This window comes from Curvibacter sp. EU05-FHT14A10 (genome assembly GCF_058791075.1).
Window position 1 is genome coordinate 298,336 of the sequence record NZ_JBYTDE010000001.1, and the last position, 25,525, is coordinate 323,860.

The 25,525-nt window shown below is 66.1% G+C and carries 25 protein-coding genes; 19 read left to right on the forward strand and 6 right to left on the reverse strand.

The window, feature by feature from the left end; all coding sequences use genetic code 11:
* Nucleotides 1–9: 9 nt before the first annotated feature.
* On the reverse strand, nt 10–282 hold the full coding sequence (locus AC3WUT_RS01290) for an oxidative damage protection protein (protein WP_492345248.1): 273 nt from the start codon (nt 280–282) through the stop codon (nt 10–12).
* Between the two features lie 251 nt (nt 283–533).
* Between AC3WUT_RS01290 and ssuE the strand changes: the two genes are divergently transcribed.
* The 11 genes from ssuE to AC3WUT_RS01345 all read left to right on the forward strand — a co-directional run bounded on the left by ssuE (nt 534) and on the right by AC3WUT_RS01345 (nt 10,172).
* Nucleotides 534–1,121, forward strand: coding sequence for an NADPH-dependent FMN reductase (ssuE, locus tag AC3WUT_RS01295; protein WP_492345249.1), 588 nt, complete (start codon nt 534–536; stop codon nt 1,119–1,121).
* Nucleotides 1,122–1,181: 60 nt separating this feature from the next.
* On the forward strand, nt 1,182–2,150 hold the full coding sequence (locus AC3WUT_RS01300) for a sulfonate ABC transporter substrate-binding protein (protein ID WP_492345250.1): 969 nt from the start codon (nt 1,182–1,184) through the stop codon (nt 2,148–2,150).
* Between the two features lie 39 nt (nt 2,151–2,189).
* Entirely contained in the window at nt 2,190–2,426 is a 237-nt protein-coding gene (locus AC3WUT_RS01305; RefSeq protein ID WP_492345251.1) for a hypothetical protein, read from the forward strand.
* Between the two features lie 53 nt (nt 2,427–2,479).
* Nucleotides 2,480–3,652, forward strand: coding sequence for an FMNH2-dependent alkanesulfonate monooxygenase (gene ssuD, locus AC3WUT_RS01310; RefSeq protein WP_492345252.1), 1,173 nt, complete (start codon nt 2,480–2,482; stop codon nt 3,650–3,652).
* 13 nt (nt 3,653–3,665) lie between these two features.
* Nucleotides 3,666–4,559, forward strand: coding sequence for an aliphatic sulfonate ABC transporter permease SsuC (ssuC, locus tag AC3WUT_RS01315; protein WP_492345253.1), 894 nt, complete (start codon nt 3,666–3,668; stop codon nt 4,557–4,559).
* A 40-nt stretch (nt 4,560–4,599) separates the two neighbouring features.
* Nucleotides 4,600–5,415, forward strand: a complete 816-nt coding sequence (locus tag AC3WUT_RS01320; protein ID WP_492345254.1) for an ATP-binding cassette domain-containing protein — start codon at nt 4,600–4,602, stop codon at nt 5,413–5,415.
* 186 nt (nt 5,416–5,601) lie between these two features.
* Nucleotides 5,602–6,642 (forward strand): methionine ABC transporter ATP-binding protein, encoded by a 1,041-nt coding sequence (locus AC3WUT_RS01325; RefSeq protein WP_492345255.1) that lies wholly within the window; start codon nt 5,602–5,604, stop codon nt 6,640–6,642.
* The gene (locus AC3WUT_RS01330) at nt 6,635–7,300 is read left to right on the forward strand and encodes a methionine ABC transporter permease (protein WP_492345256.1); all 666 of its coding nucleotides are present in this window, start codon (nt 6,635–6,637) and stop codon (nt 7,298–7,300) included. Before AC3WUT_RS01325 ends, AC3WUT_RS01330 begins: the two co-directional genes overlap by 8 nt.
* Nucleotides 7,301–7,370: 70 nt before the next feature.
* Nucleotides 7,371–8,165 (forward strand): MetQ/NlpA family ABC transporter substrate-binding protein, encoded by a 795-nt coding sequence (locus AC3WUT_RS01335; protein ID WP_492345257.1) that lies wholly within the window; start codon nt 7,371–7,373, stop codon nt 8,163–8,165.
* 157 nt (nt 8,166–8,322) lie between these two features.
* The gene (locus AC3WUT_RS01340; RefSeq protein WP_492345258.1) at nt 8,323–9,621 is read left to right on the forward strand and encodes an O-acetylhomoserine aminocarboxypropyltransferase/cysteine synthase family protein; all 1,299 of its coding nucleotides are present in this window, start codon (nt 8,323–8,325) and stop codon (nt 9,619–9,621) included.
* Nucleotides 9,622–9,692: 71 nt separating this feature from the next.
* Complete coding sequence (locus AC3WUT_RS01345) at nt 9,693–10,172, forward strand: cupin domain-containing protein (RefSeq protein WP_492345259.1); 480 nt, start codon at nt 9,693–9,695, stop codon at nt 10,170–10,172.
* A 95-nt stretch (nt 10,173–10,267) separates the two neighbouring features.
* Here AC3WUT_RS01345 and AC3WUT_RS01350 read toward each other — a convergent pair whose 3' ends face one another.
* Nucleotides 10,268–10,879, reverse strand: coding sequence for an FMN-dependent NADH-azoreductase (locus AC3WUT_RS01350; RefSeq protein WP_492345260.1), 612 nt, complete (start codon nt 10,877–10,879; stop codon nt 10,268–10,270).
* A gap of 361 nt (nt 10,880–11,240) precedes the next feature.
* Between AC3WUT_RS01350 and AC3WUT_RS01355 the strand changes: the two genes are divergently transcribed.
* From AC3WUT_RS01355 to AC3WUT_RS01390, 8 genes are all read left to right on the forward strand, one after another.
* Nucleotides 11,241–11,822: an RBBP9/YdeN family alpha/beta hydrolase gene (locus AC3WUT_RS01355; RefSeq protein ID WP_492345261.1), complete on the forward strand. Its 582-nt coding sequence runs from the start codon at nt 11,241–11,243 to the stop codon at nt 11,820–11,822.
* Complete coding sequence (locus tag AC3WUT_RS01360; RefSeq protein ID WP_492345262.1) at nt 11,819–12,829, forward strand: sulfate ABC transporter substrate-binding protein; 1,011 nt, start codon at nt 11,819–11,821, stop codon at nt 12,827–12,829. Before AC3WUT_RS01355 ends, AC3WUT_RS01360 begins: the two co-directional genes overlap by 4 nt.
* Before the next feature lie 5 nt (nt 12,830–12,834).
* A complete protein-coding gene (gene cysT / locus AC3WUT_RS01365) occupies nt 12,835–13,698 on the forward strand; it encodes a sulfate ABC transporter permease subunit CysT (RefSeq protein WP_492345263.1) in 864 nt (287 codons plus the stop codon).
* On the forward strand, nt 13,695–14,627 hold the full coding sequence (gene cysW / locus AC3WUT_RS01370; protein WP_492345264.1) for a sulfate ABC transporter permease subunit CysW: 933 nt from the start codon (nt 13,695–13,697) through the stop codon (nt 14,625–14,627). Before cysT ends, cysW begins: the two co-directional genes overlap by 4 nt.
* An 11-nt stretch (nt 14,628–14,638) precedes the next feature.
* Complete coding sequence (locus AC3WUT_RS01375) at nt 14,639–15,754, forward strand: sulfate/molybdate ABC transporter ATP-binding protein (protein WP_492345265.1); 1,116 nt, start codon at nt 14,639–14,641, stop codon at nt 15,752–15,754.
* A 1-nt stretch (nt 15,755) separates the two neighbouring features.
* Complete coding sequence (locus AC3WUT_RS01380) at nt 15,756–16,262, forward strand: disulfide bond formation protein B (RefSeq protein ID WP_492345266.1); 507 nt, start codon at nt 15,756–15,758, stop codon at nt 16,260–16,262.
* 217 nt (nt 16,263–16,479) lie between these two features.
* On the forward strand, nt 16,480–17,514 hold the full coding sequence (locus AC3WUT_RS01385) for a helix-turn-helix transcriptional regulator (RefSeq protein ID WP_492345267.1): 1,035 nt from the start codon (nt 16,480–16,482) through the stop codon (nt 17,512–17,514).
* Nucleotides 17,492–19,189 (forward strand): glycoside hydrolase family 3 protein, encoded by a 1,698-nt coding sequence (locus tag AC3WUT_RS01390; RefSeq protein WP_492345268.1) that lies wholly within the window; start codon nt 17,492–17,494, stop codon nt 19,187–19,189. The genes AC3WUT_RS01385 and AC3WUT_RS01390 overlap by 23 nt, the downstream gene beginning before the upstream one ends.
* A 222-nt stretch (nt 19,190–19,411) precedes the next feature.
* On the opposite strand, the gene rbp is transcribed toward AC3WUT_RS01390, so the two are convergent.
* The 4 genes from rbp to AC3WUT_RS01410 all read right to left on the reverse strand — a co-directional run bounded on the left by rbp (nt 19,412) and on the right by AC3WUT_RS01410 (nt 25,513).
* Complete coding sequence (gene rbp, locus AC3WUT_RS01395; RefSeq protein ID WP_492345269.1) at nt 19,412–19,762, reverse strand: RNA-binding regulator; 351 nt, start codon at nt 19,760–19,762, stop codon at nt 19,412–19,414.
* Between the two features lie 119 nt (nt 19,763–19,881).
* Nucleotides 19,882–20,121, reverse strand: a complete 240-nt coding sequence (locus AC3WUT_RS01400) for a hypothetical protein (protein WP_492345270.1) — start codon at nt 20,119–20,121, stop codon at nt 19,882–19,884.
* Between the two features lie 400 nt (nt 20,122–20,521).
* On the reverse strand, nt 20,522–22,648 hold the full coding sequence (locus AC3WUT_RS01405; RefSeq protein WP_492345271.1) for a glycoside hydrolase family 3 N-terminal domain-containing protein: 2,127 nt from the start codon (nt 22,646–22,648) through the stop codon (nt 20,522–20,524).
* A 108-nt stretch (nt 22,649–22,756) separates the two neighbouring features.
* Nucleotides 22,757–25,513: a beta-glucosidase gene (locus AC3WUT_RS01410; RefSeq protein ID WP_492345272.1), complete on the reverse strand. Its 2,757-nt coding sequence runs from the start codon at nt 25,511–25,513 to the stop codon at nt 22,757–22,759.
* Nucleotides 25,514–25,525 lie beyond the last annotated feature (12 nt).

Genomic DNA, 25,525 nt, shown 5'->3' on the forward strand with positions numbered 1-25,525 from the left:
TTCAGGTCCTCAGGCCGAAGGGGGCACGTAGCCTTGGGCCACGTCGGCGCCGCCGCCGAAGAAATGGCTTTCCATCTGGCGCACCAGGTACTGGCGGGCGCGCGCATCGGCCAGGTTCAGGCGGTTTTCGTTCACCAGCATGGTCTGTTGCTTGAGCCAGGCGGCCCAGGCTTCCTTGCTCACGCTTTCCCACAGGCGCTTGCCCAGTTCGCCGGGGTAGGGCGGGAAGTCGAGGCCTTCGGCTTCCTTGCCGAGCTTGATGCAGTTGACCATGCGTGCCATGTGGGGATCCTTGTTGCGGTGTTGGGTTCAGTGAGCTTGGGCGGGTGCGGCGCTGGAGGCTGCCCCGGATTCGGCGCCGATTATCCCATCGGATGCCTGTCCCCTCAGGGCCGGGGTGTTCTGTGTGTGCGCGGGTTTTGCGCTGTGTCAGTCAACAGAAATCAGATAAATAAATGATTTCTTATGCGTTTGAGTTTGAAGCAGGTGTTTCCAGAATCGAGCCCAACTTCAACCCCCGCCGCAAAGAACCCATGTCTGTTTTATTGATCGCCGGCAGCCCGTCGGCCCGTTCCCGATCCCAGGCCCTGCTCGACAGCGTGGGCCATCGCCTGCAACGCCGCGGTGCCCAGGTCGGCAGTGTGCTGGTGCGTGAACTGACGCCACGCTCGCTTTTGCTGGCCGATGTGTCCGAGGCCAGCATCGCCGCAGCGGCCGATCAGGTGGCCCAGGCGTCGGCCATCGTGGTGGCCACGCCCGTCTACAAAGCCGCCTACAGCGGCTTGCTCAAGGTGTTTCTGGATCTGCTGCCGCAGACCGCCCTGAAGGGCAAGACCGTGCTGCCCCTGGCCACCGGCGGCAGCCCGCACCACATGCTGGCGCTCGATTACACGCTGCGGCCGGTGCTGCAGTCGCTGGCGGCACGCCACATCCTGCCGGGCGTGTACGCCACCGACGCCCAGATCACCGTCACACCCGAAGGCGCCTACCAGGTCAGCCCCGAGATTTCGGACCGCCTCGACGACGCCGTGGGCTTGCTGCTGGCCGAGGCCTATGAGCGCAGTGCCGCTCCCTTCGAATTCGAACCCATCCCCTTTGCCCAGGTGCGATGCAGCGTCTGAGGTCTCCGTGCTTGCACCCGTCACGGGTCTGAGCTGAATCCCCCTATTGAAAGAAATCCCATGAGTTCCTCCCTCTCGTCTTTTTCCGCCCACCGGCGTCAGGCCCTGGCTGCCGCCCTGGCCCTGGCGGGGTCTGCCGCCTCCTTGCCGTCCTGGGCACAGAAAGCCGACAAGGTGTTCCGCATCGGTCACCAAAAAGGCTGGCTGTCGTTGCTCAAGGCCCGCGGCACGCTGGAAAAGCGCCTGGCTCCACTGGGCGTCAGCGTGACCTGGACCGAGTTCAACGCGGGACCGGTGCAGCTCGAAGCCCTGAATGTGGGATCGATCGATTTCGGCGACGTGGGCGAAGCCCCGCCGATCTTTGCCCAGGCCGCCGGCGCGCCGCTGGTCTATGCCGGTGCCACCGTGCCGCGCCCGGGCGTCGAGGCGGTGGTGGTACCCAAGGATTCGCCCATCCGCAGCGTGGCCGATCTCAAGGGCAAGCGGGTGGCCTACAACAAGGGCTCGAATGTGCAGTACTTCCTGGTCAAGCTGCTGGAGAAGCACGGCCTGAAGTACAGCGACGTGCAGTCGGTGTTTCTGGCGCCGCCCGATGCCCGTGCCGCCTTCGAAAAGGGCGCGGTCGATGCCTGGGTGATCTGGGACCCCTTCCTGGCGGCTGCCCAGAAGACGCTGGACGCCCGCCTGCTGGCCGATGCCAAGGGCGTGGTGAACAACCGGGCCTACTACTTCACCTCGCGCGACTTTGCCACCCGCCACGCCGAGGTGCTGCGCATCGCGATCGAAGAGATCAACACCATCGAGCAATGGATCTCGAAGAACAAGCCTGCCGCCGCAGTGGAGTTGTCGGCCGTGCTGGGTCTGGACAAGAGCATCACCGAGCTGTTCCTGAACCGCGTGGCCTACGGCGCAGCGCCTGTCACCCGCGACATCCTGGCCGAGCAGCAGTCGATTGCCGACACCTTCTTCGACCTCAAGCTGATCCCGCGCAAGCTCAACCTGCTGCATGCCGCACCGGTTGATCTGTGAGGGCGCGGCGACCCCACCCTTGATCTGAAAGGCGTTTCCATGAGCGCAGAGCTGTCCGATACCACTTCCCGTGCCTGGCGTGTGTTGTGTGTCACTGCGGCCGATTGGGGCTTGCCTGCGCCCGTGTCGCAGGGCGGGCGCCTGCTGAGCCGCCACGCCCCTTCTCCGTTGAGGTCGCGGCATCGCCGCCACGCCCATGAGCCCGCCAACAGCCCGGCCCTGTGGGCCACACCGGACGCTGTTTCCGGCTGGGCTGTGTGCGGCTTGGCCTGGTAGGCGCTTCAGAGCACCACGTCACTCAGTTTCTGGACCTATTCAGGACACATCCCATGAAGATTTTTTGGTTCATCCCCACCCATGGCGACAGCCGTTACCTCGGCACGCAAAAAGGTGCCCGTGAGGTCAGCCTTGACTACATCCAGCAGGTGGGCCGTGCGGCCGACAGCCTGGGCTATGAGGGCGTGCTGATCCCCACCGGGCGCTCCTGCGAAGACCCCTGGGTGATCGCCTCCAGCCTGATCCCGGTGACGCGCCGGCTCAAGTTTTTGGTCGCGGTGCGCCCGGGCCTGCACCAGCCGGCGCTGGCCGCGCGCATGGCTGCCACGTTTGACCGCCTCTCGGGTGGGCGCCTGCTGATCAACCTGGTCACTGGCGGTGATCAGACCGAACTCGAAGGCGATGGGGTCTACCTGAACCATGCTGAGCGCTATGAGCAGTCGGCCGAGTTCATCCACATCTGGCGTGAGATTCTGACCCGCAGCCATGGTGATGAGACCTTTGACTACGCCGGCAAGCACTTGCGGGTGAACGGCGCCCGTTTGCTGTACCCGCCCTTGCAAAAGCCTTACCCGCCGATCTACTTTGGGGGCTCGTCTGAGGCCGGCCACGAACTGGCCGCCACGCAGACCGACACCTACCTGACTTGGGGCGAGCCTCCGGCCGAGGTCGCCAAGAAGGTGGCCGATGTGCGGGCCCGCGCCGCCCGCCATGGCCGCGAAGTGAAGTTCGGCATCCGCCTGCATGTGATCGTGCGTGAAACCGAGGCCGAGGCCTGGGCTGCCGCCGATTCGCTGATCAGCCACGTCGACGATGCCACGGTGGTGCGGGCCCAGGCGGTGTTCGCCCGCATGGACTCGGCCGGCCAACGCCGCATGGCCGAGTTGCACAAGAACCCGGCCACTGCCGAAGGCCGCAGCCGGGCCGCGCTGGAGATCAGCCCCAACCTGTGGGCGGGCGTGGGCCTGGTGCGGGGTGGTGCCGGAACGGCCCTGGTAGGCAACCCCCAGCAGGTGGCCGATCGCATTCAGGAATACGCCGCCCTGGGCCTGGAGAACTTTGTGCTGTCGGGCTACCCGCACCTCGAAGAGGCCTACCGCTTTGCCGAGCTGGTGTTCCCGCTGCTGCCACAACGCTTGCGCGACGCGCTGGCCGCCCCGCTGGCCGGTGGGCCGCGTGGCGAGGTGGTGGGCAATCTGTATGTGCCGCAGGCCTCGGCCAGCTGAAAAGGTGTTTTAAATGACGTCACCTGTCCGTGAACTGAACGTAACCCCCGTGCCTGAGGTCTTCGACGCGCCCGGCCTGGGCTTCTTGAATGCCGCTCAGAGCGGGGCCCCGGCGCTGGCCGCGCTGCTGCGCCTGAGCCGCCAGCTGGGCCAGCGCCTGCTGCCCTGGCTGGTGCCGGTGGCCCTGATCGTGGGCTGGCAGATCGCCTCGGCCCAGGGCTGGATCTCGACCCGGGTGCTGCCCGCGCCGCTCGATGTACTGAAGGCCGCCTGGACGCTGACAGCGTCTGGCGAGCTGTGGACCCACGTCAAGGTCAGCGCTGGGCGGGCCCTGCTGGGCCTGGCCATCGGCGGCGGCCTGGGCCTGCTGCTGGGCTTGTTGACCGGCTCCGTGCGCTGGGCCGAGACCCTGCTCGACTCCACGCTGCAGATGGTGCGCAACATCCCGGCGCTGGCGCTGATCCCGCTGGTCATCCTTTGGTTTGGCATCGATGAGTCGGCCAAGCTGTTTCTGATCGCGGTGTCGGTGTTCTTCCCGATCTACCTCAACACCTTTCACGGCATCCGCAATGTGGACCCGGGCCTGATCGAGATGGGCCGCACCTACGGCCTGGGGCGCTGGGCACTGTACCGGCAGATCGTGTTGCCCGGCGCCATGTCGTCCATCCTGGTGGGCTTGCGCTTTTCGCTGGGCCTGATGTGGGTGATCCTGATCGTGGCCGAGACCATTTCGGCCCAGGCCGGCATCGGCTACCTCACGATGAATGCGCGTGAGTTCCTGCAGACCGACATCGTGCTGGTGGGCATCCTGCTGTATGCCTTGCTGGGCAAGCTGGCCGACCTGTTTGCCAAGGGTCTGGAGCGTTACTGGCTGCGCTGGCACCCCGGCTACCAGAAGAGCGCCTGAGCCAGGACGAATCGAACGAATCACCCCACGGACCGCTGACATGAGCACCTCTTCATCCAACACCTCTTCGGGCGGCGTGCGCCTCAAGCTGCGCGGCCTGACCAAACGCTATGGCGAGCGCGAAGTGCTGCGCCAGGCCGACCTGAGCATCGAACCCGGCGAATTTGTGGCCATCGTGGGCCGCAGCGGCTGTGGCAAGAGCACCTTGCTGCGCCTGGTGGCCGGCCTGGAGTCGGCCACCCGGGGCCAGCTCGACATCGATGGCCGGGCCGTCAATGGCCTCAACCCCGACACCCGCATCATGTTCCAGGATTCGCGCCTGCTGCCCTGGAAGCGCGTGCTTGACAACGTGGCCCTGGGCCTGCCGCCTGAGCAGCGCCCGCGTGCCGAGGCCGTGCTGGCCCAGGTCGGTCTGGCCGAGCGCGCCCAGGAGTGGCCGGCTCGCCTGTCGGGCGGGCAACGCCAGCGCGTGGCCCTGGCCCGGGCCCTGGTGCACCAGCCGCGTCTGCTGTTGCTGGACGAACCGCTGGGGGCCCTGGATGCCCTGACCCGCATCGAGATGCATGAGCTGATCGAGGGCCTGTGGCGTCGGCACGGCTTCACGGCCCTGTTGGTCACCCACGACGTGCAAGAGGCCGTGGCCCTGGCCGATCGCGTGATCCTGATCGAGGATGGTGCGATTGCCCTGGACGAGCGCGTGGCCCTGGCCCGCCCGCGCTCGCGCGGCGATGCGGCCTTTGCCGCGCTGGAGAAGCGCATCCTGGACCGGGTGCTGCAGCACGAGGCGGCCGAGCCTGAAGCTGCCGACCCGCAATGGCCGGGCGTGCCGGCCCATGGGCTGCGTTGGGCGGTTTGAGCGCCAGACCCAAGAAGGGCAGGGCCAAGCCTGCGCCCCTCTTCAGTCTTTCAGATCGATTGCGTTATATGAACACAGGTTTTAATGACGTAATTAAATAATATTTAGCAATTAAGGGGTAAACCCTTAAATTCGACGCCTTCCTCTGGCCTCCCGCTGGGGTGACAGACCGTTGAACAGGGTTTCATGATCGATTTAGAAGGTATCTACCAGACCTACCCCGGCCCACAAGGCCCGGTGGAGGCCTTGCGCGGCATCGACCTGCGCATCGCGGCCGGCGAGGTGTTCGGCATCATCGGGCGCAGTGGCGCGGGCAAAAGCTCGCTGGTGCGCACCATCAATCTGCTGAACCGCCCGGTGCGGGGCAGCGTCAAGGTCGCAGGGCGCGATCTGCTGGCCCTCAACGACGCCGAACTGCGCGAGGCCCGGCGCGACATCGGCATGATCTTCCAGCATTTCAACCTGCTGTCCTCGCGCACGGTGTTCGACAACGTGGCCCTGCCGCTCGAACTGGCGGGCTGGGACGCCCGGCGCATCCGTGACCGGGTGGCCCCGCTGCTGGAGTTGGTGGGCCTGGCGGCCTTCAGCGATCGCTTTCCGTCGCAGCTCAGTGGTGGGCAGAAGCAACGTGTGGGCATTGCGCGAGCCCTGGCCAGCCAGCCCAAGGTGCTGTTGTCGGACGAGGCCACCTCGGCGCTCGACCCCGAGACCACCCGTTCCATCCTGGGTCTGCTGCGCGACATCAACCGCGAGCTGGGCCTGACCATCGTGCTGATCACCCACCAGATGCAGGTGATCAAGCAGGTGGCCGACCGGGTGGCCGTGATCGATGCGGGCCGCATCATCGAAAGCGGACCGGTGCTGCAGGTGTTCAGCCAGCCTCAGCAGGCGCTGACCCGCAGCCTGATCGAAGACGTGGTGCCCCAGGCCCTGCCCGAGGCCGTGCGCGAGCGGGTGCGCGCCCAGCTGGCAGCGGACCCCGATCACAGCGCCCGCCTGTTGCGCCTGGTGTTTGCCGGCGCCGAAGGCGAGCGGCCCATCCTGTCCGAGGCGGTGCGCCGCTTCGACCTGGACCTGAGCATCGTGCACGGTCAGGTGGATGAGGTGCAGGGTGAGCCCTTCGGCTCGCTGTCGCTGCTGGCGCGCGGCCCGGCCGGCCGGGTGGCTGAGGCGGTGACGCATTGGCGTCTCGCCGGCCTGCAGGTGGAGGAGTTGAGCCATGTTTGATCGCTTCACCGCCGAGCTGCTGCAGCTCATGCTCGATTCGTTCTGGGAGACGGTGCTGATGGTGGGCATTTCAGGCCTGCTGGGCACCCTGATCGGCCTGCCACTGGGCGTGTACCTGCGCCTGACCGATGCCGGCGGGGTGCTGGAGAACCGCTGGACCAACCGCCTGGTGGGCACGGTGGTGAACGCCGTGCGTTCCACCCCGTTCATCATCCTGCTGGTGGCGGTGATTCCGCTGACCCGCTTGCTGACGGGGTCGTCCATCGGGACCGCGGCTGCCGTGGTGCCCCTGACCCTGGCTGCCGCCCCGTTTGCGGCGCGCCTGATCGAGGCCTCGCTGCGCGAGGTGGATGGCGGCCTGATCGAGGCCGCCCAGGCCATGGGGGCCAGCACGCGGCAGATCGTGTTCAAGGTGTTGTTGCCCGAAGCCCTGCCGGGCATCGTGGCTGGCATCACCATCACCCTGGTCAGCCTGACGGGCTACTCGGCCATGGCGGGCGCCATCGGCGGCGGCGGCCTGGGGGATCTGGGCATCCGCTACGGCTACCAGCGCTTTTTGCCCGAGGTGATGGCGGTGGTGGTGCTGGTGCTGATCGTTTTTGTGCAGGCGCTGCAAAGTGCCGGCGACTGGTTGGTGCGCCGCCTGGCCCACCGTTGATGAACCCCTGGGGGGGCTGACCGCCCCCCTGTCCCCTGTTTCTACCCGCTCTTTCTCACAAGGAAATCCCATGAACAAGCGTTTTGCCCTCAAATCCCTGGTGCTGGCTGCCGCCGCACTCTCCACCGGCCTGACCCTGGCCCAGGACAAGCCCCTGAAGATCGGCGTCACCGCCGGCCCGCACGCCCAGATCATGGAGCAGGTCAAGAAAGTGGCCGAAAAAGACGGCCTGAAGATCCAGATCGTCGAGTTCAGCGACTACATCCAGCCCAACGCCGCCCTGGCCTCGGGCGACCTGGATGCCAACAGCTACCAGCACAAGCCTTTCCTCGACCAGCAGGTGAAGGACCGCGGCTACAAGATCGTGTCGGTGGGCTACACCGTCAACTACCCGATCGGTATCTACTCGAAGAAGATCAAGGCCCTGAGCGAGCTCAAGCCCGGTGCCCGCTTCGGCCTGCCCAACGACCCCACCAATGGCGGCCGCGTGCTGCTGGTGTTGCAGGATCAGGGCCTGATCAAGCTGCGCCCCGAGGCCGGCCTGAAGGCCACCCCGCTGGACGTGATCGACAACCCGAAGAAACTCAAGTTCATCGAACTCGAAGCCGCGCAACTGCCGCGGGCCCTGGATGACCTGGACGCCGCCGCCATCAACACCAATTTCGCGCTGTCGGCCGGCCTGACCCCGGGCAAGGACGCCATCGCCCAGGAAAACGCCAAGAGCCCTTACGTCAACATCATTGCCGTGCGCGAGCAGGACAAGGACAAGCCCTGGGTGGCCAAGTTGCTCAAGGCCTACCACTCGGAGGACACCCGCAAGTTCATCCAGACCGAGTTCAAGGGCTCGGTGCTGGCCGGCTTCTGAGCGCCCTGGGGTCTGAAGACATCACGGACTTCGCATAAGCAAGCAGGGAAAACGTCGTACGCCGACCCCATGGTCGGTGTTCCAATCGGTGCACCCCCGTGGGGGGCATCGATGACCGGGGAGGCCGGTCCATTCACTTGCTCATAGAAAGCCCGAGATGTCTTCTGAAAACTGGAAATTCGAAACCCTGTCGGTCCATGCGGGCTATTCGCCCGACCCCACCACCAAGGCGGTGGCGGTGCCCATCTACCAGACCGCGGCCTATGCCTTCGACAGCGCCCAGCATGGCGCCGATCTGTTCGACCTGAAGGTCCCGGGCAACATCTACACCCGCATCATGAACCCCACCACCGACGTGCTCGAAAAGCGCGTCGCAGCCCTGGAGGGGGGCATCGGTGCCCTGGCCGTGGCCTCGGGCCAGGCGGCCGTCACCTACGCCATCCAGACCATTGCCGAAGCCGGCGACAACATCGTGTCGTCCACCGCGTTGTACGGCGGCACCTACAACCTGTTTGCCCACACGCTGCCGCAGTACGGCATCACGGCCCGCTTTGCCGACCACCGCGACCCGGCCAGCTTCGAGGCACTGATCGACGAGCGCACCAAGGCCGTGTTTGTCGAATCGCTGGGCAACCCGCAAGGCAACGTCACCGACATTGCCCGCGTGGCAGAGATCGCCCACCGCCATGGCGTGCCCCTGATCGTCGACAACACGGTGGCCACGCCCTACCTGCTGCGCCCCTTCGAGCATGGCGCCGACATCGTGGTGCACTCGCTCACCAAGTACCTGGGCGGGCATGGCACCAGCATCGGCGGCGCCATCGTGGATTCGGGCAAATTCCCCTGGGCTCAGCACAAGGCGCGCTTCAAACGCCTCAACGAGCCCGACGTCAGCTACCACGGTGTGGTCTACACCGAGGCCTTGGGGGCCGCCGCCTACATCGGCCGGGCCCGCGTGGTGCCCTTGCGCAACATGGGCGCAGCCCTGTCGCCGTTCAATGCCTTCCTGATCCTGCAAGGCATCGAGACCCTGGCGCTGCGCATGGACCGCATCAACGAGAACACCCTGAAGGTGGCCCAGTTTCTTGAAAAGCACCCCAAGGTGGGTTGGGTCAACTACGCCGGCCTGCCGGGCAATGTGGACCATGCGCTGGCGCAAAAGTACCTGGGTGGCAAGCCTTCCGGCTTGCTGACCTTTGGCGTCAAGGCCAGCAGCGGAAGTGGCCGAGAAGCCGGGGCGCGCTTCCTGGATGCGTTGCAACTCTTTACCCGACTGGTCAACATTGGCGACGCCAAGTCACTGGCCACCCACCCGGCCTCGACCACTCACCGCCAGTTGTCGCCCGAAGAGCTGAAGAAGTCGGGTGTCGGTGAAGACACTGTGCGCTTGTGCGTGGGCATCGAGCACGCAGACGACCTGTTGGCTGACCTGGCCCAGGCACTCGACCAGGTCTGAGGAGGGGCACTTCAGGAGGGGGCTTTACAAAGCGTTAATGTCGTGACGGTTTCGGCATAATTGATACCGTCATGAAAAAAAACGTCTCCATTGCACTGGGTGGGGCTCTGACCGCGCTGGCCCTGGTGGCCGCCTGGGATGGCGTCACCTACCTGCGCCATGCGAACCCGCCGTCCATGGCTTCGGTTCACCGCCCCCTGACCTCCTTCAATGTGAACCCCGAGTGGGTGCTGGAGGGTAGCCCGAACTTCCGCGCCACCGAGATCAGCAGGTCGCCCGACGGGCGCACCACCACCGGGCTGTGGGCTTGCGACGGCCCCAGCACCTTCGAGTGGCAGTTTGGTGTCGATGAAACTGTGCACCTGCTTGAGGGCTTGGTCGAAGTGAAGTACCAGGGACGCGAATTCACCCTCAAGCCGGGCGACACCGCCACCTTCATCGCCGGAACGCGAGCGGTCTGGCATGTGCCCCAACACGCGCGAAAGGCCTTCAGCCTGCACGAGCCCGGGCGCCTGGTGCGGGCGTTCAGGCGCTTGCAACGGCCTGACTGAGCACGGCCGAGCGCAATTGGGTACAAAAAAGCCCACCGCACGGATGGGCTGGTGGGCTTGTGGGGGGGCAGGGCGGCCGATCAGGCCGCGCGCCATCAGGCCAGGGCGGTGGCCAGGTCTTTCTCGGCAGAGGCCAGGGCTTCTGCCTTGACCTCGGGGCCCATGTTCAGGCCTTCGGCACGAACGATGCGCACGTCGGTGATGCCCAGGAAGCCGAACACGGTCTTCAGGTAGCTTTCCTGGTGTTCCATGGCATTGCCGGCTTCCGAGATGGAGTACTTGCCACCCCGTGTCGACACCACGACCACGGTCTTGCCACCGGCCAGGCCTTGGGGGCCCTTGTCGGTGTACTTGAAGGTGCGGCCCACCTGGCAGATGCGGTCGATCCAGGCCTTGAGCTGGCTGGGGACGCTGAAGTTGTAAAGCGGGGCACCGACCACGATCACGTCGGCCGCCAGAAATTGCGTCACCAGGGCTTCCGAGATGGCGTTTTCACGTTGTTGCACTTCGGTCAGCGCGCTGCCTGCGGGCAGACGAAAGCCCAGCGAGTCGCCGTTCAGGTGGCTGGGAGCTTGCGCGGCCACATCCAGGTAGCTGACTTCGGCGCCCGGGTTGCGTGCTTTCCACTGGGCCACGGTCTGAGCCGTCAGTTGACGCGAAACCGAGTTGTCGCCGAGCACGCTGGAGTCAATGTGAAGCAGTTTCATGGAATCTTCCTTCGAGGGTAGAAAAGGGCCCGTTGGGCGGTGTGTGAATTGTCACCGGCGCGCCAATTGCTGATAAGCCAGCATTTTTGCAATGCATTGTTCCATTGGTGAGTCCAATCGACGGGGTGCACCTTGGATGGCGGTTGCAAGACGGCCGCTGACTCGGACGGGTTGGTGCTCTACATGCGAAATTTCGCATAAACAAACAACGAACTATTCGTTCTCGTTTTAAAGCCTTGTTCGCAGAATGCGTCCGACGCTTCTAATCAGGATGTTTGCATGACGGCTTTTGACCTTTCCGCCCAACCGGCCTGTGCCCAGGCCTTGATGGCGCGTGGCGCCCCGGTGTGGGGCTGAGGCCGTGACCCGCTCAACCTCTGTGATCATCGTGCCGGGCTGGCGGGATTCCGGCCCCGGCCATTGGCAAAGCCTGTGGGCTGAGCGCCTGCCGGCAGCGCGTCGTGTGCGCCAGGATGACTGGATCACGCCGAGCCGGGCGGCCTGGGTGCGCACGCTGGGGGAGACCATCGAGGCCGCTGAGGCCCCGGTGGTCCTGGTGGCGCACAGCCTGGGGTGCATGGCGGTGGTGCACTTGCCTGCCGACCTGCGTGAGCGCGTCAAAGGGGCGCTGCTGGTGGCTCCGGCCGACCCGGAACGCCGCGCCGTGCTCAGTGACTTTGCCCCGGCGCCGTGTGAGCGTTTGCCATACCGAAGTATCCTCGTGGCCAGCAGCAACGACCCGTTTTGCCCGATCCGGCTGGCCGGCGCCTATGCGCGGTCCTGGGGAAGCGAGCTGGTTCGCTTGCAGGACGCCGGCCACATCAATGTGGAGTCCGGGCATGGCGAGTGGCCCTTGGGCCTGGCCCTGTTGCAATCCCTGGCGGGTGATCTGGCCCTGGGCCAACCTGTCACCCCACACCCTGTTTCCTCGACACAAGAATGACCATGAAGACAAAAATCAAACTGGCCCTGGCCACCCTGATGCTGGCGACCGGCACGCTGGCAGGCGCACAGACCACCACTTTGCTCAATGCCTCGTACGACGTGGCCCGCGAGTTCTACAAGGACTACAACGCGGCCTTCGTCGCCCATTGGAAGAAGACCACGGGCAAGGACGTGAAGATCGACCAGGCCCATGGCGGCTCCAGCGCCCAGGCGCGCGCCGTCAACGACGGGCTGGAGGCCGACGTGGTGACCATGAACACCACCACCGATGTCGACTTTCTGGCCAGCACCGGCGTGGTGGCCAAGGATTGGGCCAAACGCTTCCCGGGCAACGCCTCGCCCACCACCTCGACCATGCTGTTCCTGACCCGCAACGGCAACCCCAAGAACATCAAGGACTGGGACGACCTGATCAAACCCGGCATCCAGGTCATCGTGGTCAACCCCAAAACGGGCGGCAATGGCCGCATGGCCTACCTGGCGGCCTGGGGCTATGTGCGCAAGAAGGGCGGCACGGATGCCCAGGCGGCCGAATTCGTCAGCAAGCTTTACAAGAACGTGCCTGTGCTGGCCAAGGGCGGGCGCGATGCCACCACGATCTTTTTGCAGCGCAACATCGGCGACGTGCTGGTCACCTTCGAATCCGAAGTGGTGTCGGTCGACCGCGAGTTCGGCGCCGGCAAGGTGGATGCGGTGCACCCCTCGATCAGCATCATTGCCGAGAACCCGGTGGCCGTGGTGGAGCGCACCGTGGCCAAGAAGGGCACGGGCGAACTCGCCAAGGCCTACCTGGATTACCTGTATTCCGAAGAGGCTCAGGAAATCGCGGCCAAGCATGCCCTGCGCCCCCGCTCGGCCACGGTGCTGAAGAAGCACGCCGACGTCTTCAAGCCCATCCAGCTGTTTGCCGTGTCGGACTACTTCGGCTCCCTGGCCGAGGCCCAGAAGGTCCACTTCAATGACGGTGGCCAGTTCGACAAGCTCTACGCCCCTGGCGCCCGGTAAACCCCATGACCACTTCTGTCAGCCATGCGCCCCCCAAGCGGGGGGGCGCGAAACGGGTGCTGCCCGGTTTTCGTCTCACGCTGGGCTACACCCTGATGTACCTGGCCGTGATTGTGTTGATTCCGCTGTCGGCGCTGCTGTTCAAGACCAGCACCCTGAGCTGGGATCAGTTCTGGCATGCCGTCACGGCACCGCGCGTGCTGGCCTCGTACCGCCTGACGTTCGGTGCCTCTCTGATTGCGGCCCTGGTCAACGTGGTGTTCGGCCTGTTGGTGGCTTGGGTGCTGGTGCGCTACACCTTTCCGTTCAAGAAGATCGTCGACGCGCTGGTGGACCTGCCTTTCGCGCTGCCCACCGCCGTGGCCGGCATCTCCTTGACGGCATTGCTGGCCGGCAATGGCTGGGTGGGCCAGTACCTGGAGGCCTGGGGCATGCCGGTGGCCTTCAAGCCGGCGGGCGTGGTGATCGCGCTGATCTTCATCGGCCTGCCTTTCGTGGTGCGCACCGTGCAGCCCGTGCTCGAAGACGCTGAAAAAGAACTCGAGGAAGCCGCCACCTGCCTGGGCGCCACCCGCTTGCAGACCTTTTTGCGGGTCATCCTGCCGTCCATCGCCCCCGCCTTGCTGACCGGATTTGCCATGGCTTTTGCGCGTGCGATCGGCGAATACGGCTCGGTCATCTTCATTGCCGGCAACATGCCCATGATTTCCGAGATCACCCCCCTGATCATCATTGGCAAGCTGGAGCAGTACGACTATGCCGGTGCCACGGCGGTGGCCGTGGTCATGCTGATGATCTCGTTTGTGCTGTTGCTGGTCATCAATGCGCTGCAAACCTGGCAGCGCCGTCATTCAGGAGCTCCGGCATGAGCGCACGCAAGCCCATCGCCCGCGTCAAGGCCGGCACCACCGAGGCCGTGTGGGTCAAATGGTTGTTGATCGGCCTGGCGCTGGTGTTCATGACCCTGTTCCTGTTCCTGCCGCTGGCCGCGGTGTTCACCGAGGCCTTGCGCAAAGGCCTGGGGCCCTTCGTTGAGGCCCTGAAGGAGCCCGATGCCTGGTCGGCCATCCGCCTCACCTTGCTGACCGCCGCCGTGGCCGTGCCGCTGAACCTGGTGTTTGGCATCGCCGCAGCCTGGTCGATCGCCAAGTTCGAGTTTCCGGGCAAGTCCTTTCTGACCACCCTGGTCGACCTGCCTTTCTCGGTGTCGCCTGTGGTGGCCGGCCTGATCTATGTGCTGATGTTCGGTGCACAGGGCTGGTTCGGCCCCTGGTTGCAGGCGCACGACATCAAGATCGTCTTTGCCGTGCCCGGCATCGTGCTGGCCACTGTGTTCGTGACCTTTCCCTTCATCGCCCGGGAGCTGATCCCGCTGATGCAGGCCCAGGGCAGCGACGAGGAGCAGGCCGCCATCGTGCTGGGCGCCAGCGGCTGGCAGACTTTCTGGCTGGTTACCCTGCCCAAGATCAAGTGGGGCTTGATCTATGGCGTGATCCTTTGCAATGCCCGCGCCATGGGCGAGTTCGGCGCTGTCTCGGTGGTGTCCGGCCACATCCGGGGTCAGACCAACACCATCCCCTTGCACGTCGAGATCCTTTACAACGAATACCAGTCGGTGGCGGCCTTTGCCGTGGCCACGCTGCTGGCCTTGCTGGCGCTGGTCACCCTGCTGATCAAGTCGGTGGTCGAGTGGCGCCACGAGAAGGAAATGCGCGACGCCGAGGCCCAGCCGCCTGAAGCCCCGGCGACCCCAACCGCCCCATCCGCCGTCCAGGCCCGCCAGGGCGCCATCGCCTGAGGAAGAAGAACATGAGCATTCAGATCCGCAACGTCAGCAAGCATTTCGGCGACTTCCATGCCCTGAAGGACGTCAGCCTCGACATCGACTCGGGCGAACTCATCGCCCTGCTTGGCCCCTCGGGCTGTGGCAAGACCACCTTGCTGCGCATCATCGCCGGCCTGGAAACCCCCGACACCGGCAGCATCCTGTTTTCGGGCGAGGACACCACCGACGTGCATGTGCGCGAGCGCGGCGTGGGTTTTGTGTTCCAGCATTACGCGCTGTTCCGGCACATGACGGTGTTCGAGAACGTGGCCTTCGGCCTGCGCGTCAAGCCGCGCGGCGAACGCCCCAGCGATGCCCAGATCAAGACCAAGGTGCACGACCTGCTCAAGCTGGTGCAACTGGATTGGTTGGCCGACCGTTACCCCAGCCAGCTCTCGGGCGGCCAGCGCCAGCGCATTGCCCTGGCGCGCGCGTTGGCGGTCGAGCCCAAGGTGCTGCTGCTGGACGAGCCCTTTGGTGCGCTGGACGCCAAGGTGCGCAAGGAACTGCGCCGCTGGCTGCGCCGCCTGCATGACGAGCTGCACGTGACCAGCATCTTCGTGACCCACGACCAGGAAGAAGCCCTCGAAGTGGCCGACCGCGTGGTGCTGATGAACCAGGGCCAGGTCGAGCAGAGCGGCTCGCCCCAAGAGGTCTGGGATCACCCGGCCAGTCCCTTCGTGTATGGGTTCCTGGGCGATGTGAACCTGTTCCATGGCCGGGCTCACGAAGGCCAGGTGCATCTGGAGGGCTTGCAGATCGATTCACCCGAACACGCCAGTGCGCAGAACGCCAAGGCCTCGGCCTATGTGCGCCCGCACGACTTCGAGGTCGAGCGCCACGTGCCGGGGGCCGGCATCGATGCGCAGGGCCGCCCGCGGGGCATCGTGGCCCAGCTCAGCCGGGCCATCGTGGTGGGGCCGATCGCCAGGTTGGAACTTATTCCGTCCGAAGATCACCAAACAGCGGAAAATCGCACCCAGGACACGATCATCGAGGCGCAAATCCCTGCGCAACAATACCGTGATCTGGGTTTCCGTGAAGGCGAGCTGCTGGTGGTCACGCCACGCCGCGCTCGCGTGTTTGTTGAAGGACACTGATTTGTTTTTGCTGAACTGGTTCGACCGCGCACCGCGCCTGTTGCTGGCCCTGGCCAGCGCCACTTGCCTGGGCATGCTGGCCTTCGGGCTTTACCTGCAACACGTGGTCGGGCTGGAGCCTTGCCCGATGTGCATCGTGCAGCGCTACGCTTTGCTGCTGGTGGCGGTCTGGGCCGGGCTGGCAGCCTTGTCGCCGCGCCGCGGCGGCTGGCTGGCCGGTGGTGTGCTGATCCTGCTGACCTCGGGCTTTGGCGCCTTTGTGGCGGCACGCCAGAGCTGGCTGCAATGGAACCCGCCCGAGGTGCTGACCTGCGGCCGCGACCTCTACGGCATGATCGAGGCCTTTCCGCTGCAGCGCGTGATCCCCATGGTGTTCAAGGGCAGCGGTGATTGCTCGGCCATCGACTGGACCTTTCTGGGGGGCTCGATCGCCAACTGGTCGTTCGTGGTGTTTGTCGGCCTGGCCTTGGCTTCGGTGCTGCTGCTGCTGCGCCAACGCCGTCGTTGAGCCGTTTCAACCGTTGCGACCCCTCAGCCAAGAAGCCGCCCTTTGGGGCGGCTTTTTCACGTCTGGAGCCGTTGGCCGGTGCGTTTTTAGCGACGATCGGAGCAATACGAGGTGTTCGCTGACAAGCCAGCGCCTCCTTTGGGGCCAGAATCCGCGCCGTTCCTGCGCCGGAACTGGGTCAGTGATCCGCCGCATGACACGCACTGGAGCGCGGCACATGGCCTTGGAAATTGGTTCGGCATTTTCACTTGACGACAGCAATCTGCCTGAGGCCACGCCGGCGGCTGCGCCCGTTGGGCCGCCTCGCACCCTGGGCTGGCAGGTAGAGCGCATTGGCTTTCCGGCCGAGTTGCCTCTGCGCCTGTTTTTCCACGATGTGCGAGACGTGGGGCTGCACCTGCATTCGGCCTTCGAGCTTTTGCTGGTGCTCAACGGCGAGGTCGAGTTGCACACCGCGATGGGCTTGCAGCGGGTACGGACGGGTGATTTGGCCCTGGTGCATGCGGGCGAGCCCCATGCCAGCCACGACCTGGGGGGCGCCAATCTGGTGTTGTGCCTGCAACTGGACCCCGCCGGTGCGCGGCATGACCCGGAGTTTCGACGCCGGCGTTTTCAGATCGAGGGGCTCAACAGCGAGCCCAGCCTGCGCCCCTTGCGAGACCGACTGCGCGGCCTGCTGGCGTCCATGATGTGGGAGCAGCGCCTGCAGCGCCCGGGTTGGAAGCTCGAAATCGAGGCCGGTGTCTTGCAAATGGTGTCGTGCCTGATCCGTGGCCTGCCCTCGGCGCTGGGGCCCGAGGCCCATCCCATGCTGCTGCCCGAGGAGGAGCAGGCCCTGGGCCGGCGCCTGCAGCGGGTCTGCCAGTATGTGCAGGACCATGTGGCCGAGCCCATCTCGGTGGGGGAGGTGGCCCAGGCCCTGGGCTGGTCGAGCGGCTACCTGGCCCGGCTGTTCAAGGCCGAGACGGGCAACACCTTCGGCCAGTTCATCACCCTGGTGCGGCTGCGCCGGGCCCTCGATGCCCTGAGTCGGCCCGTCACCGGCACCTTGCTCGATGTGGCGCTGTCCTGTGGCTTTCCCAATGCCAAGGCGTTCAACCTGGCCTTTCGCCGCGCGCTGGGTTGCACCCCAGGTGAATGGCGCCTGGCCCATCGGGTGGTCCCCGGGCGCGCTGGCAGCGCCTACGGCGCGGCGAACGAGTTGGACGCCATGCGTCTGCTGCAAGCTTATGTCCCGCCCTCGAACAGTTGAGCCTGCAGACGCCTTGCCGGCGTCGGGACCACTGAGCCTCAAGCCCTGGCAGCGTGCCTGGGTGACGCAGCAGTTGCAAACCCTGCCGCCACGTCAGCGCTTGTGGCGGCTGTTGGTGCTGGCCCTGGCCGACGGCACCCCGGTGCGCTATCAGTCCTGGGTGGCACAAGGCGTGGGTGGATTGTTTGTGCCGGGCGCCCCTGATGAGCACAGTGCCCGGTTGGTGAGCCAGCTACAGTCCCATGCCCGCTCATTGGGGCGGGCGGATGTGCTGGTCGCAGCCGACATCGAGTTTGGTGAGCACACCGGTGCCGATGGGCTGGGTTTTCCGAACGCCATGGCGGTGGCTGCCACCGGGCGCACCGTCTGGGCCCGCCGCATGGGGCAGGCTGCGGCCCAGGCGGCGCGGCGTTGCGGGGTCAACTGGGTGCTGTCGCCCGTGGTCGATCTGGACCTCAATCCGCACAACCCGGTGGTCAACACCCGCTCCTTCGGTGTCGATCCGGCCCAGGTGGCGGCCTTGTCGCGGGCCTTTGTGCAAGGTTTGCAGGCACAGGGGCTGGCCGCCAGCGCCAAGCACTGGCCCGGCGATGGTGTGGACTGGCGGGACCACCACCTGGAGCCCAGTTGCAACAGCCTGTCGCGTGAGGCCTGGCTGGCCCGCTATGCCCCGGTGTGGCGCGCCGCCATCGAGGCGGGCGTGCGCACCGTCTTGTGTGGCCACATCGGGCTGCCCGCCCTGGACGGAGGGCTGAACCGGCCCGCCAGCCTGTCGCCGGTGCTCAGCACCGAGTGGCTGCGCGGTGAACTGGGTTTTGAGGGGCTCTTGCTGTCGGATGCCACGCTGATGGCCGGCTTTTCAGCCTGTGGTCCCCGTTGGCAGACCCTGCCTCAGGCGGTCGCTGCGGGTTGTGACATGTTGCTGTTCTCGGGGCAGCCCGAGCTCGATGTGGCGTATCTGGAGCGTGCCTTGGCCGAGGGGCGCCTGAGTTGGGCCCGGGTCAACCAAGCCCTGGCGCGGGTGCTGGCGCTGCAATGCGTGCTGGGCCTGGTACCGTCACCGCGACGCTCCGGTGCCCCCCCTTCGGTTGGGCCCGATGAGACCGCCGAACGCGACCAGGAACAGCAATGGGTCCGCGAATGTGCCGCTGCGGCCCTGACCCGGGTGCGCGACCTGGACGGCCTGCTGCCCCTGGTGCCCCAGCGGCATCGCCGCATCCTGCTGGTGGAAGAGGGCGAGCGACAAACCCCCTTCGGCCAGCCCTTGCCCGATCTGCGCATGGCTGAGCTGCTGCAGGCCGAGGGCTTTGTCGTGACCCGCTACCGTCCCCACACCTTGGTCGATCCCGACCTGCACGACGTGCTGATCTATGTGCTGGCCCGTGAGGCCGGCATGTGCCGGGGCAGCCTGCGCCTGGACTGGAAGCGCCTGCACGGCGACACCGCCCGCGCCATGGAGCGCCACTGGCACACCCTGCCACACCTGCTGATCTCCTTTGGCAACCCCTATCACCTGGCGGATGCCTCGGGTTGCCGCTGCTGGATCAATGCCTACTCGCCCGTGCCGGCCATGCAGCAGGCCTGCGTACAAGCCCTGCTGGGCCGGGCACCCTGGTCGGGGCGCAGCCCCGTGGAAGTGGGGGCCGCGATGGCGGCTTGGGGCGCTTTGCGCTAGCGTCCCCATGCGATTTTCACTGAGCGAACACCCTGCACACCCAGGCCGTGGGCGCGCTGTTTGAAAAGATCAGGGCCCCGACACCTCGACAGGTGCTTGAAGTCCGAGTCTTCCTGAGGATTCTCGCCCCTCAATCCCAAAGGACGTGGGCGCCTGTGTCGGACGCGCCATGAAAAAAGGCCTGCTCGCAAGAGCAGGCCTTTCAACTGTGCAGTTCGGAGATCAGTAGCGTCCGCCGCCGTATCCGCCCGTGCCATAGCCAACATCCTTGCGTTGGGTGGCGGTGTAACCGGCAGCGCTGTAGCCGCCGGACTTGTTGTTATCTTCGCGCGGGCGGGCCAGGTTCACCACAATGGAGCGGCCATCGACAGACATGCCGTGCAGGCCGGTGATGGCGGCCTGAGCCACCTCAAGGGAGGCCATTTCCACAAAGCCGAAGCCCTTGGAGCGACCGGTTTCGCGGTCCATCATCACCTTGGCGGATGAAACGCTGCCGAACTCGGAAAAATTGCTTTTCAGGCTGGCGTCGTCGACGGAATAGGGCAGATTGCCCACGTAGATTTTGGTGCTCATGTTGGAGCCTTTCTGAGGTGCGGTGCGCAGCTGGTGGCACCCATTCATGATGCTGGCGGGCGCCACTGAGGCGCGCTGCAGCTGGGGGGGATTGGATCGGATCTGCCTGGAGCGAGTCGTCAGCAAACGGGAGGCGAGGCCATGCACGTTTGCAACCAGCCCTGTGTCACGGCAAAGAGCCGGGCCGCATCACGCGAGGCGAAGGCCTTGTCGAAGCGGAAAACGCGGCAGTAGCTGCCGTTGCCGAGAGAGCGGTGGACCGAAAAAGAGGCACGGAAGCGGCCGCAATCGGTCTGATATGTCGTGGGCGAAACGACGTACTTGCCCATGGAAATGGAGGTCTTTGAAATCTGATTCATTCAGAAGCGCAGGCTCGAATCGAGCTGCGTGAGCATTGGAAACGCTGTTGGCTGCAGCTCTACAAACCAACTGGAGGGGCTGCATCAACAATGAGGCGGCGCACTCTTTTGTGTGTGGTTCCTGGTTTTTGCCAGCTTTGTTGGCTCCGGCCACCACCCGGCGAATATAACAGTAATTCATGTTGTTCCATGAATAAATACTTTTTTGGAATAAAAGAGTGCTTTCACAAAAAGAGTGCTTTGACCAACCAGCAAGGCGTGGCCGGGCTGGCATTGGGCCGGCACGTCCAGGTCTGATCGTGCCTGGACACAAACAAAATCTGCCCCCCCCTGGCGTCTTACCAGGGGATTGGGATTGTGGATGCCGCAGTTGCTTTGCGGCGCCTGGTGCCCTGAGGCCTCACGCCTGCGACGTGGTCACCTCAAACCCCGCGCTCGGCCCCGAGGCCGAATCGGGCCCGATCCACAGCTCGTAGCGTCCGCTCTCGCAGACCAGACGCAGGTGCCGGTCATGAAAGCGCAGTGCGTCGGTGTGCAGTTCGAAGCTCACGCGCTGGCTTTCGCCGGGTAGCAGGCTGATGCGCTGAAAGTCTTTCAGCTCGCGCACCGGGCGGGTCACCGAGCCCACCAGATCGCGCACATAGAACTGCACGACTTCGGTGGCGCTGCGGTGCCCGGTGTTGCTCAGCAGCACCGAGGCGCACAGGGTGCCGCCCGGTGTGAGTTGGCTGGCCGACAGTTGCAGGTCGCTGTACTCGAAGCGGGTATAGCCCAGGCCGAAGCCGAACGGGAACAGAGGCCGGTGGTCCTCATCGAGGTAGGCGGCAAAGAAGCCGCTCGGGTCCAGCGGGGTGCCCGAGGGGATGCTGGGTGCATCGGGATGGGGCGGGCGACCTGTGTTTTTGTGGTTGTAGAAGATGGGGATCTGGCCCACGCTGCGCGGAAAGCTCACCGGCAGGCGTCCGCTGGGGGACTCGCCGCACAGGACATCGACGATGGCCGGGCCGCCCTGGCTGCCCGGGTGCCAGGCGTACAGCACGGCCTGGGCGTGCGGCAGCACCGGCCCCAGCACCAGGGGGCGGCCGGCCATGATCACCAGCACCACGGGCACGCCGGTGGCGGCCACCGCCTCCAGCAGGGTCTGCTGCGCGCCGGGCAAGTCGAGGTGGGCCCGGCAGTGGGCTTCGCCGCTCAGACCGGCGTCCTCGCCCAGGCACAGCACCACCACCTCGGCGCTGCGGGCCAGGGCGACCGCCGCGTCCAGTCCGTCCAGATCGTGGCTGCGGCAGTGCTCCAGGCCGCGGGCATGCACCACGCGCCGGGGGCCCAGGCGCTCCTGCAAGGCCGCGAAGACGGTCTGGCTGTGCTGGCGTTCGCCATCGAACACCCAGCAGCCCAGTTGTTCGCCCGGGGCATCGGCCAGAGGGCCGATCGCCGCCACACGCCGTGCGTGCTCGCCCAAGGGCAGTCCGTGCTCATTTTTCAGCAGCACGCAGCTGTCGCGAGCCAGGCTGCGTGCCAGTTGGGTGGCCGCCGGGCGCTGGGCTGGGGTGCGGTCAGGTGCGCCATAGGGGTGCTGGAACAAGCCCAGCCGGGCCTTGATGCGCAGGATGCGGCGCACGGCGTCGTCGACCAGGGTCCCGTCCAGAAGGCCTTGTTCGATCAGGCCCGCAATGTGGTCCCCATAGCTGGTGCTGGCCATTTCCATGTCGACGCCGGCGCTCACGGCGGCATGGGCGGCCGCGGCGGCGTTTTCGCAAAAGCCGTGGGCAATCATCTCGGTCACCGAGCACCAGTCGCTGACCACCAGGCCATCAAAGCCCCAGCGTTCTTTCAGCGTGCCACGGATCAGGTCTTCGTGGCCGGTGGCGGGCACGCCGTCGAGGTCGTTGAAGGCGCTCATCACCGTCATCACACCGGCTTGCTGGGCTGCCAGGAAGGGGGGCAGATAGGTGTCGAGCAAGGCCCTCGGGGCCAGGTCGGTGGCACTGTAGTCGCGCCCGCCTTCGGCCGCGCCATAGCCCACAAAGTGCTTGGCGCAAGCCGCCACGCCTTCTTGCTGGTAGCCCTGCACCATGGCCACGCCCAGGCGCGAGATCAGCAGCGGGTCTTCCCCAAAGCTCTCGGCAATCCGCCCCCAGCGCGGGTCACGGGCCACGTCCAGCATGGGTGAGAAGGTCCAGTTCACGCCGGCTGCACCGGCTTCGCGCGCCGAATGCGCGGCGGCCAGGCGCACGCGCTCGGGGTCGAAGGCGGCGGCCTGGCCCAGGGGGATCGGAAACACGGTCTGAAAGCCGTGGATCACGTCCCGGCCCAGCAGCAGCGGAATGCCCAGGCGGGAGTGTTCCACCGCCAGCCACTGGTAATGGTAGGCATCGTCACCCACCACGTTGATCAGGGAGCCGGCGCCGCCCCGGCGCACGCGCTCTTCCTGGTCGCGGCCATGCGGCTGCACCTGGGTCATCTGGCCCAGCTTCTCGGCCAGGGTCATGCGGGAAATCAGTTGCTCGATGTCGTGTTCGGTCATAGGGAGGGCAGGGCCGGCACCAGGCCGACCCGGGGGTTTGAGTTTCGCCAGAGCCCGCAGATGGTCCGCAGAAGGCCTGCAGGGTCTGGCGAGGCTGTGTTGGGCAATTCAGAACAGCACCTGGGTCGTCAGGCGCAGGTCGCGTGAGGAGCTGCCAACCTCCACCCGCAACGGGCCGCGGGCACATTGCCAGCCGCTCTCGGTCCAGACGCTCAGGGGGTGGCCCGGGTCGTTGCGGCTGATGCGGCGGTGCACCCGGTGGCTTTCGCCGGCAGCCAGCGACAGGGATGCAAAGTCGACCAGGCGATGGGGCGGCTGGCCGGGCACGGGCAGGCCGAGGTAGACCTGGGCCACTTCGCGGCCGGCACACGCTCCGCTGTTGCGTACCGTGAAGCTGAGCTCCAGCCCGTCGGCATCGGCTTGCACTTGCAGATCGCTGTACTCAAAGCGGGTATAGGACAGGCCGTGGCCGAAGGCAAAGCGCACCGGCAAGGCCCGTGCATCGAAGCCCCGGTAGCCCACCTGCAGGCCTTCGCTGTAATGCACGGTGCCGTCCTCGCCCGGGTACTGGGCGCGGCTGCGCAGCAGGCCATGGGCGCTGAGTGGAAAGCTCACCGGCAGTTTGCCCGAGGGGTTCACATCGCCGACCAGAATGCGCGCCAGGGCACTGCCTTGTTCCTGCCCCAGGTACCAGGCCTGCAGGATGGCGGGCACGCCGCTTTCCCAGCTTTCGGTCTCGACCGGGCCGCCGCTCATGTTGATCACCACGGTGCGCGGGTTGGCCGCGGCCACGGCGCGCACCAGGGCGGCCTGGTTGTTGGGCAGTCGCAGGTCGGGGCGATCCATCTGCTCGGTTTCGTAGCTGCGCACTGCCACCACCACCAGGTCCGCGCCTTCGGCCAGAGCGCAGGCTTCGCGCACCGACGCGGTAGGGCTTTCACTGGGCGGGCGCCAGCCCAGGCGCACCTGGGCGCCGGTCAGCCAGCCTTGCGAGGGGGCGTTGGCCAGGTACTCGATGCACAGCTCATGGCCCTGGGCACCCGCCTGCAGTTCCAGGGCGACGCCGGCTGTTTCGGGGGGCGGGCCCGCCTCGCCGCCGCCGCTGCCCAGTGGCTGAGGTGGCAGTTCGCGGGCTTCGGGCAGGCTGTCGGCGCGCAGGTTCATCTGGGCCTGGGCCACGGGCCAGTCGGGTGCCACCGGGCTGTCACTTCCATCGGTGGCGCGTTTCACGTCAGCATGGGCGCCCCAGGCAGCGCCGGAGGCACCGGCCCCACTGGCCGAGCCGCCGCCAGCGCGGAAGGCATCCAGCACCAGCTCGCCGTCGAGCCAGATGCGCAGTGTGCCCAACAAGGTGGCGCAGAGCTCGTAGCGGCCACTGGTGGGCACCACCAGGCGGCCTGTGAAGCGCGCCGAGATGCCTCCCGACAGTTCATTGGGCAGCTTGGGGTAGCGGCTGGAGTTGGCGTCAAAGCCCGGGAAATTGAAGAAGCCGCCGTTCAGGGCCACCTGGGGCATCACGCATTCAAAGCAGGACTCGCCGCCCAGGTGGGGGTTGTTCCAGAAGCGGGTGTGCAGGCCGGGCCCGGCATCGGCCTCGGGGCCGCTGCGCAGGCAGTCACTGGGCAGGGAATCGGGCCCTGGCAGCAGATCGGCCGACGAGATGGGGTCGCTGCCCACGGCATGCTGTACCAGCACATCGGAGCCCAGGCGCTGGCGCAGACCCTCGAGCAGGCTCACGGCATGCGCCGGTTGCACCCGGCTGCTGCCGCCACCGGCCACGCTGGCGTTGTCGACGTCCGGGCCGATCACCACCACGCGGCGCAGGGTCTCGGGGCGCACCGGCAGCAGAGCGTCGTCGTTCTTCAGCAGCACCACCGCCTGTTCGGCCACGGCCTGGGCGACGCTGCGGTGGGCTTCGTCGTTCAAGGGGGCGATGACGGGCGGGCGCTCAATCAGCTGCAGGCCGACCATGGTGCGCAGGATGCGGCGGCACATCTCGTCCAGGGTGGCCAGGGGCACCTGGCCTTGCTCCACGGCCTGTTGCAGGCGCTCACCATAGTGCTGACCCGAGGGTTGCTCCTGGTCCAGGCCGGCCAGGGCCGAGGGCGCCGTGCTGTGGGTGGCGGCATAGTCGCTCATCACCCAGCCCGCAAAGCCCCACTCGCGGCGCAGCACCTGGTCCAGCAGCCAGTGGTTCTCGCAGGCAAAAACGCCGTTGACACGGTTGAAGGCCCCCATCAGCGAGGCCACGGCACTGTGGCGCACCACGGCCTCGAACGGCCGCAGGTAGATTTCGCGCAGGGTGGCTTCGTCCACCGCGGCGTTCACGCTGGCGCGTTCGTGCTCCTGGTTGTTGACGGCGTAGTGCTTGAGGCAGGCGGCAACCGAGTGAGCCTGGATGGCCGGAATCTCGGCCAGCGCCATGCGGGCATTGAGCAGGGGATCCTCACCAAAGGATTCGAAGGTGCGCCCGCCCACCGGCACACGTGCGATGTCCACGGCCGGCGCCAGGATCACGTTGTGGCCGCTGGCGCGGGCCTCCCAGCCCAGCACGTCGCCATAGCGCTGGGCCAGTTCGGTGTTCCAGCTGGCGGCCAGGGCGATCGGCGCTGGCAGGGCGGTGGCGCGGCCACCATGCACGGCGCCATTGTTGATGCGCACGCCGCAAGGGCCGTCGGCCATGGTCAGTTCGGGCAGGCCGGGGCCGGCCACGGCCGCGCTGTAGAAGCCGAAGTTGTAGTTGAGGTCACCGCTGACCAGTTCGATCTTGTCGTTCAGGCTCATGCGGGCCAGCAGTTCGGCCACGCGTTCGTTCAGGCCGGGTTGGTGGCGCCAGTCGGCGTGCAGGGGATTCAGGGTGTTCATGGGATCAGGGCT

Excerpts from the sequence above, each read along its gene's own strand:
- AC3WUT_RS01325 (WP_492345255.1), top strand. The coding sequence starts at position 5,602 with ATGATCGATTTAGAAGGTATCTACCAGACCTACCCCGGCCCACAAGGC.
- ssuD (WP_492345252.1), top strand. The coding sequence starts at position 2,480 with ATGAAGATTTTTTGGTTCATCCCCACCCATGGCGACAGCCGTTACCTC.
- AC3WUT_RS01305 (WP_492345251.1), top strand. The coding sequence starts at position 2,190 with ATGAGCGCAGAGCTGTCCGATACCACTTCCCGTGCCTGGCGTGTGTTG.
- AC3WUT_RS01400 (WP_492345270.1), bottom strand. The coding sequence starts at position 20,121 with ATGAATCAGATTTCAAAGACCTCCATTTCCATGGGCAAGTACGTCGTT.
- rbp (WP_492345269.1), bottom strand. The coding sequence starts at position 19,762 with ATGAGCACCAAAATCTACGTGGGCAATCTGCCCTATTCCGTCGACGAC.
- AC3WUT_RS01385 (WP_492345267.1), top strand. The coding sequence starts at position 16,480 with ATGGCCTTGGAAATTGGTTCGGCATTTTCACTTGACGACAGCAATCTG.
- cysW (WP_492345264.1), top strand. The coding sequence starts at position 13,695 with ATGAGCGCACGCAAGCCCATCGCCCGCGTCAAGGCCGGCACCACCGAG.
- AC3WUT_RS01350 (WP_492345260.1), bottom strand. The coding sequence starts at position 10,879 with ATGAAACTGCTTCACATTGACTCCAGCGTGCTCGGCGACAACTCGGTT.
- AC3WUT_RS01345 (WP_492345259.1), top strand. The coding sequence starts at position 9,693 with ATGAAAAAAAACGTCTCCATTGCACTGGGTGGGGCTCTGACCGCGCTG.
- AC3WUT_RS01390 (WP_492345268.1), top strand. The coding sequence starts at position 17,492 with ATGTCCCGCCCTCGAACAGTTGAGCCTGCAGACGCCTTGCCGGCGTCG.
- AC3WUT_RS01360 (WP_492345262.1), top strand. The coding sequence starts at position 11,819 with ATGACCATGAAGACAAAAATCAAACTGGCCCTGGCCACCCTGATGCTG.
- AC3WUT_RS01335 (WP_492345257.1), top strand. The coding sequence starts at position 7,371 with ATGAACAAGCGTTTTGCCCTCAAATCCCTGGTGCTGGCTGCCGCCGCA.
- ssuC (WP_492345253.1), top strand. The coding sequence starts at position 3,666 with ATGACGTCACCTGTCCGTGAACTGAACGTAACCCCCGTGCCTGAGGTC.
- cysT (WP_492345263.1), top strand. The coding sequence starts at position 12,835 with ATGACCACTTCTGTCAGCCATGCGCCCCCCAAGCGGGGGGGCGCGAAA.
- AC3WUT_RS01320 (WP_492345254.1), top strand. The coding sequence starts at position 4,600 with ATGAGCACCTCTTCATCCAACACCTCTTCGGGCGGCGTGCGCCTCAAG.
- AC3WUT_RS01410 (WP_492345272.1), bottom strand. The coding sequence starts at position 25,513 with ATGAACACCCTGAATCCCCTGCACGCCGACTGGCGCCACCAACCCGGC.
- AC3WUT_RS01330 (WP_492345256.1), top strand. The coding sequence starts at position 6,635 with ATGTTTGATCGCTTCACCGCCGAGCTGCTGCAGCTCATGCTCGATTCG.
- AC3WUT_RS01405 (WP_492345271.1), bottom strand. The coding sequence starts at position 22,648 with ATGACCGAACACGACATCGAGCAACTGATTTCCCGCATGACCCTGGCC.
- AC3WUT_RS01340 (WP_492345258.1), top strand. The coding sequence starts at position 8,323 with ATGTCTTCTGAAAACTGGAAATTCGAAACCCTGTCGGTCCATGCGGGC.
- ssuE (WP_492345249.1), top strand. The coding sequence starts at position 534 with ATGTCTGTTTTATTGATCGCCGGCAGCCCGTCGGCCCGTTCCCGATCC.
- AC3WUT_RS01375 (WP_492345265.1), top strand. The coding sequence starts at position 14,639 with ATGAGCATTCAGATCCGCAACGTCAGCAAGCATTTCGGCGACTTCCAT.
- AC3WUT_RS01290 (WP_492345248.1), bottom strand. The coding sequence starts at position 282 with ATGGCACGCATGGTCAACTGCATCAAGCTCGGCAAGGAAGCCGAAGGC.
- AC3WUT_RS01300 (WP_492345250.1), top strand. The coding sequence starts at position 1,182 with ATGAGTTCCTCCCTCTCGTCTTTTTCCGCCCACCGGCGTCAGGCCCTG.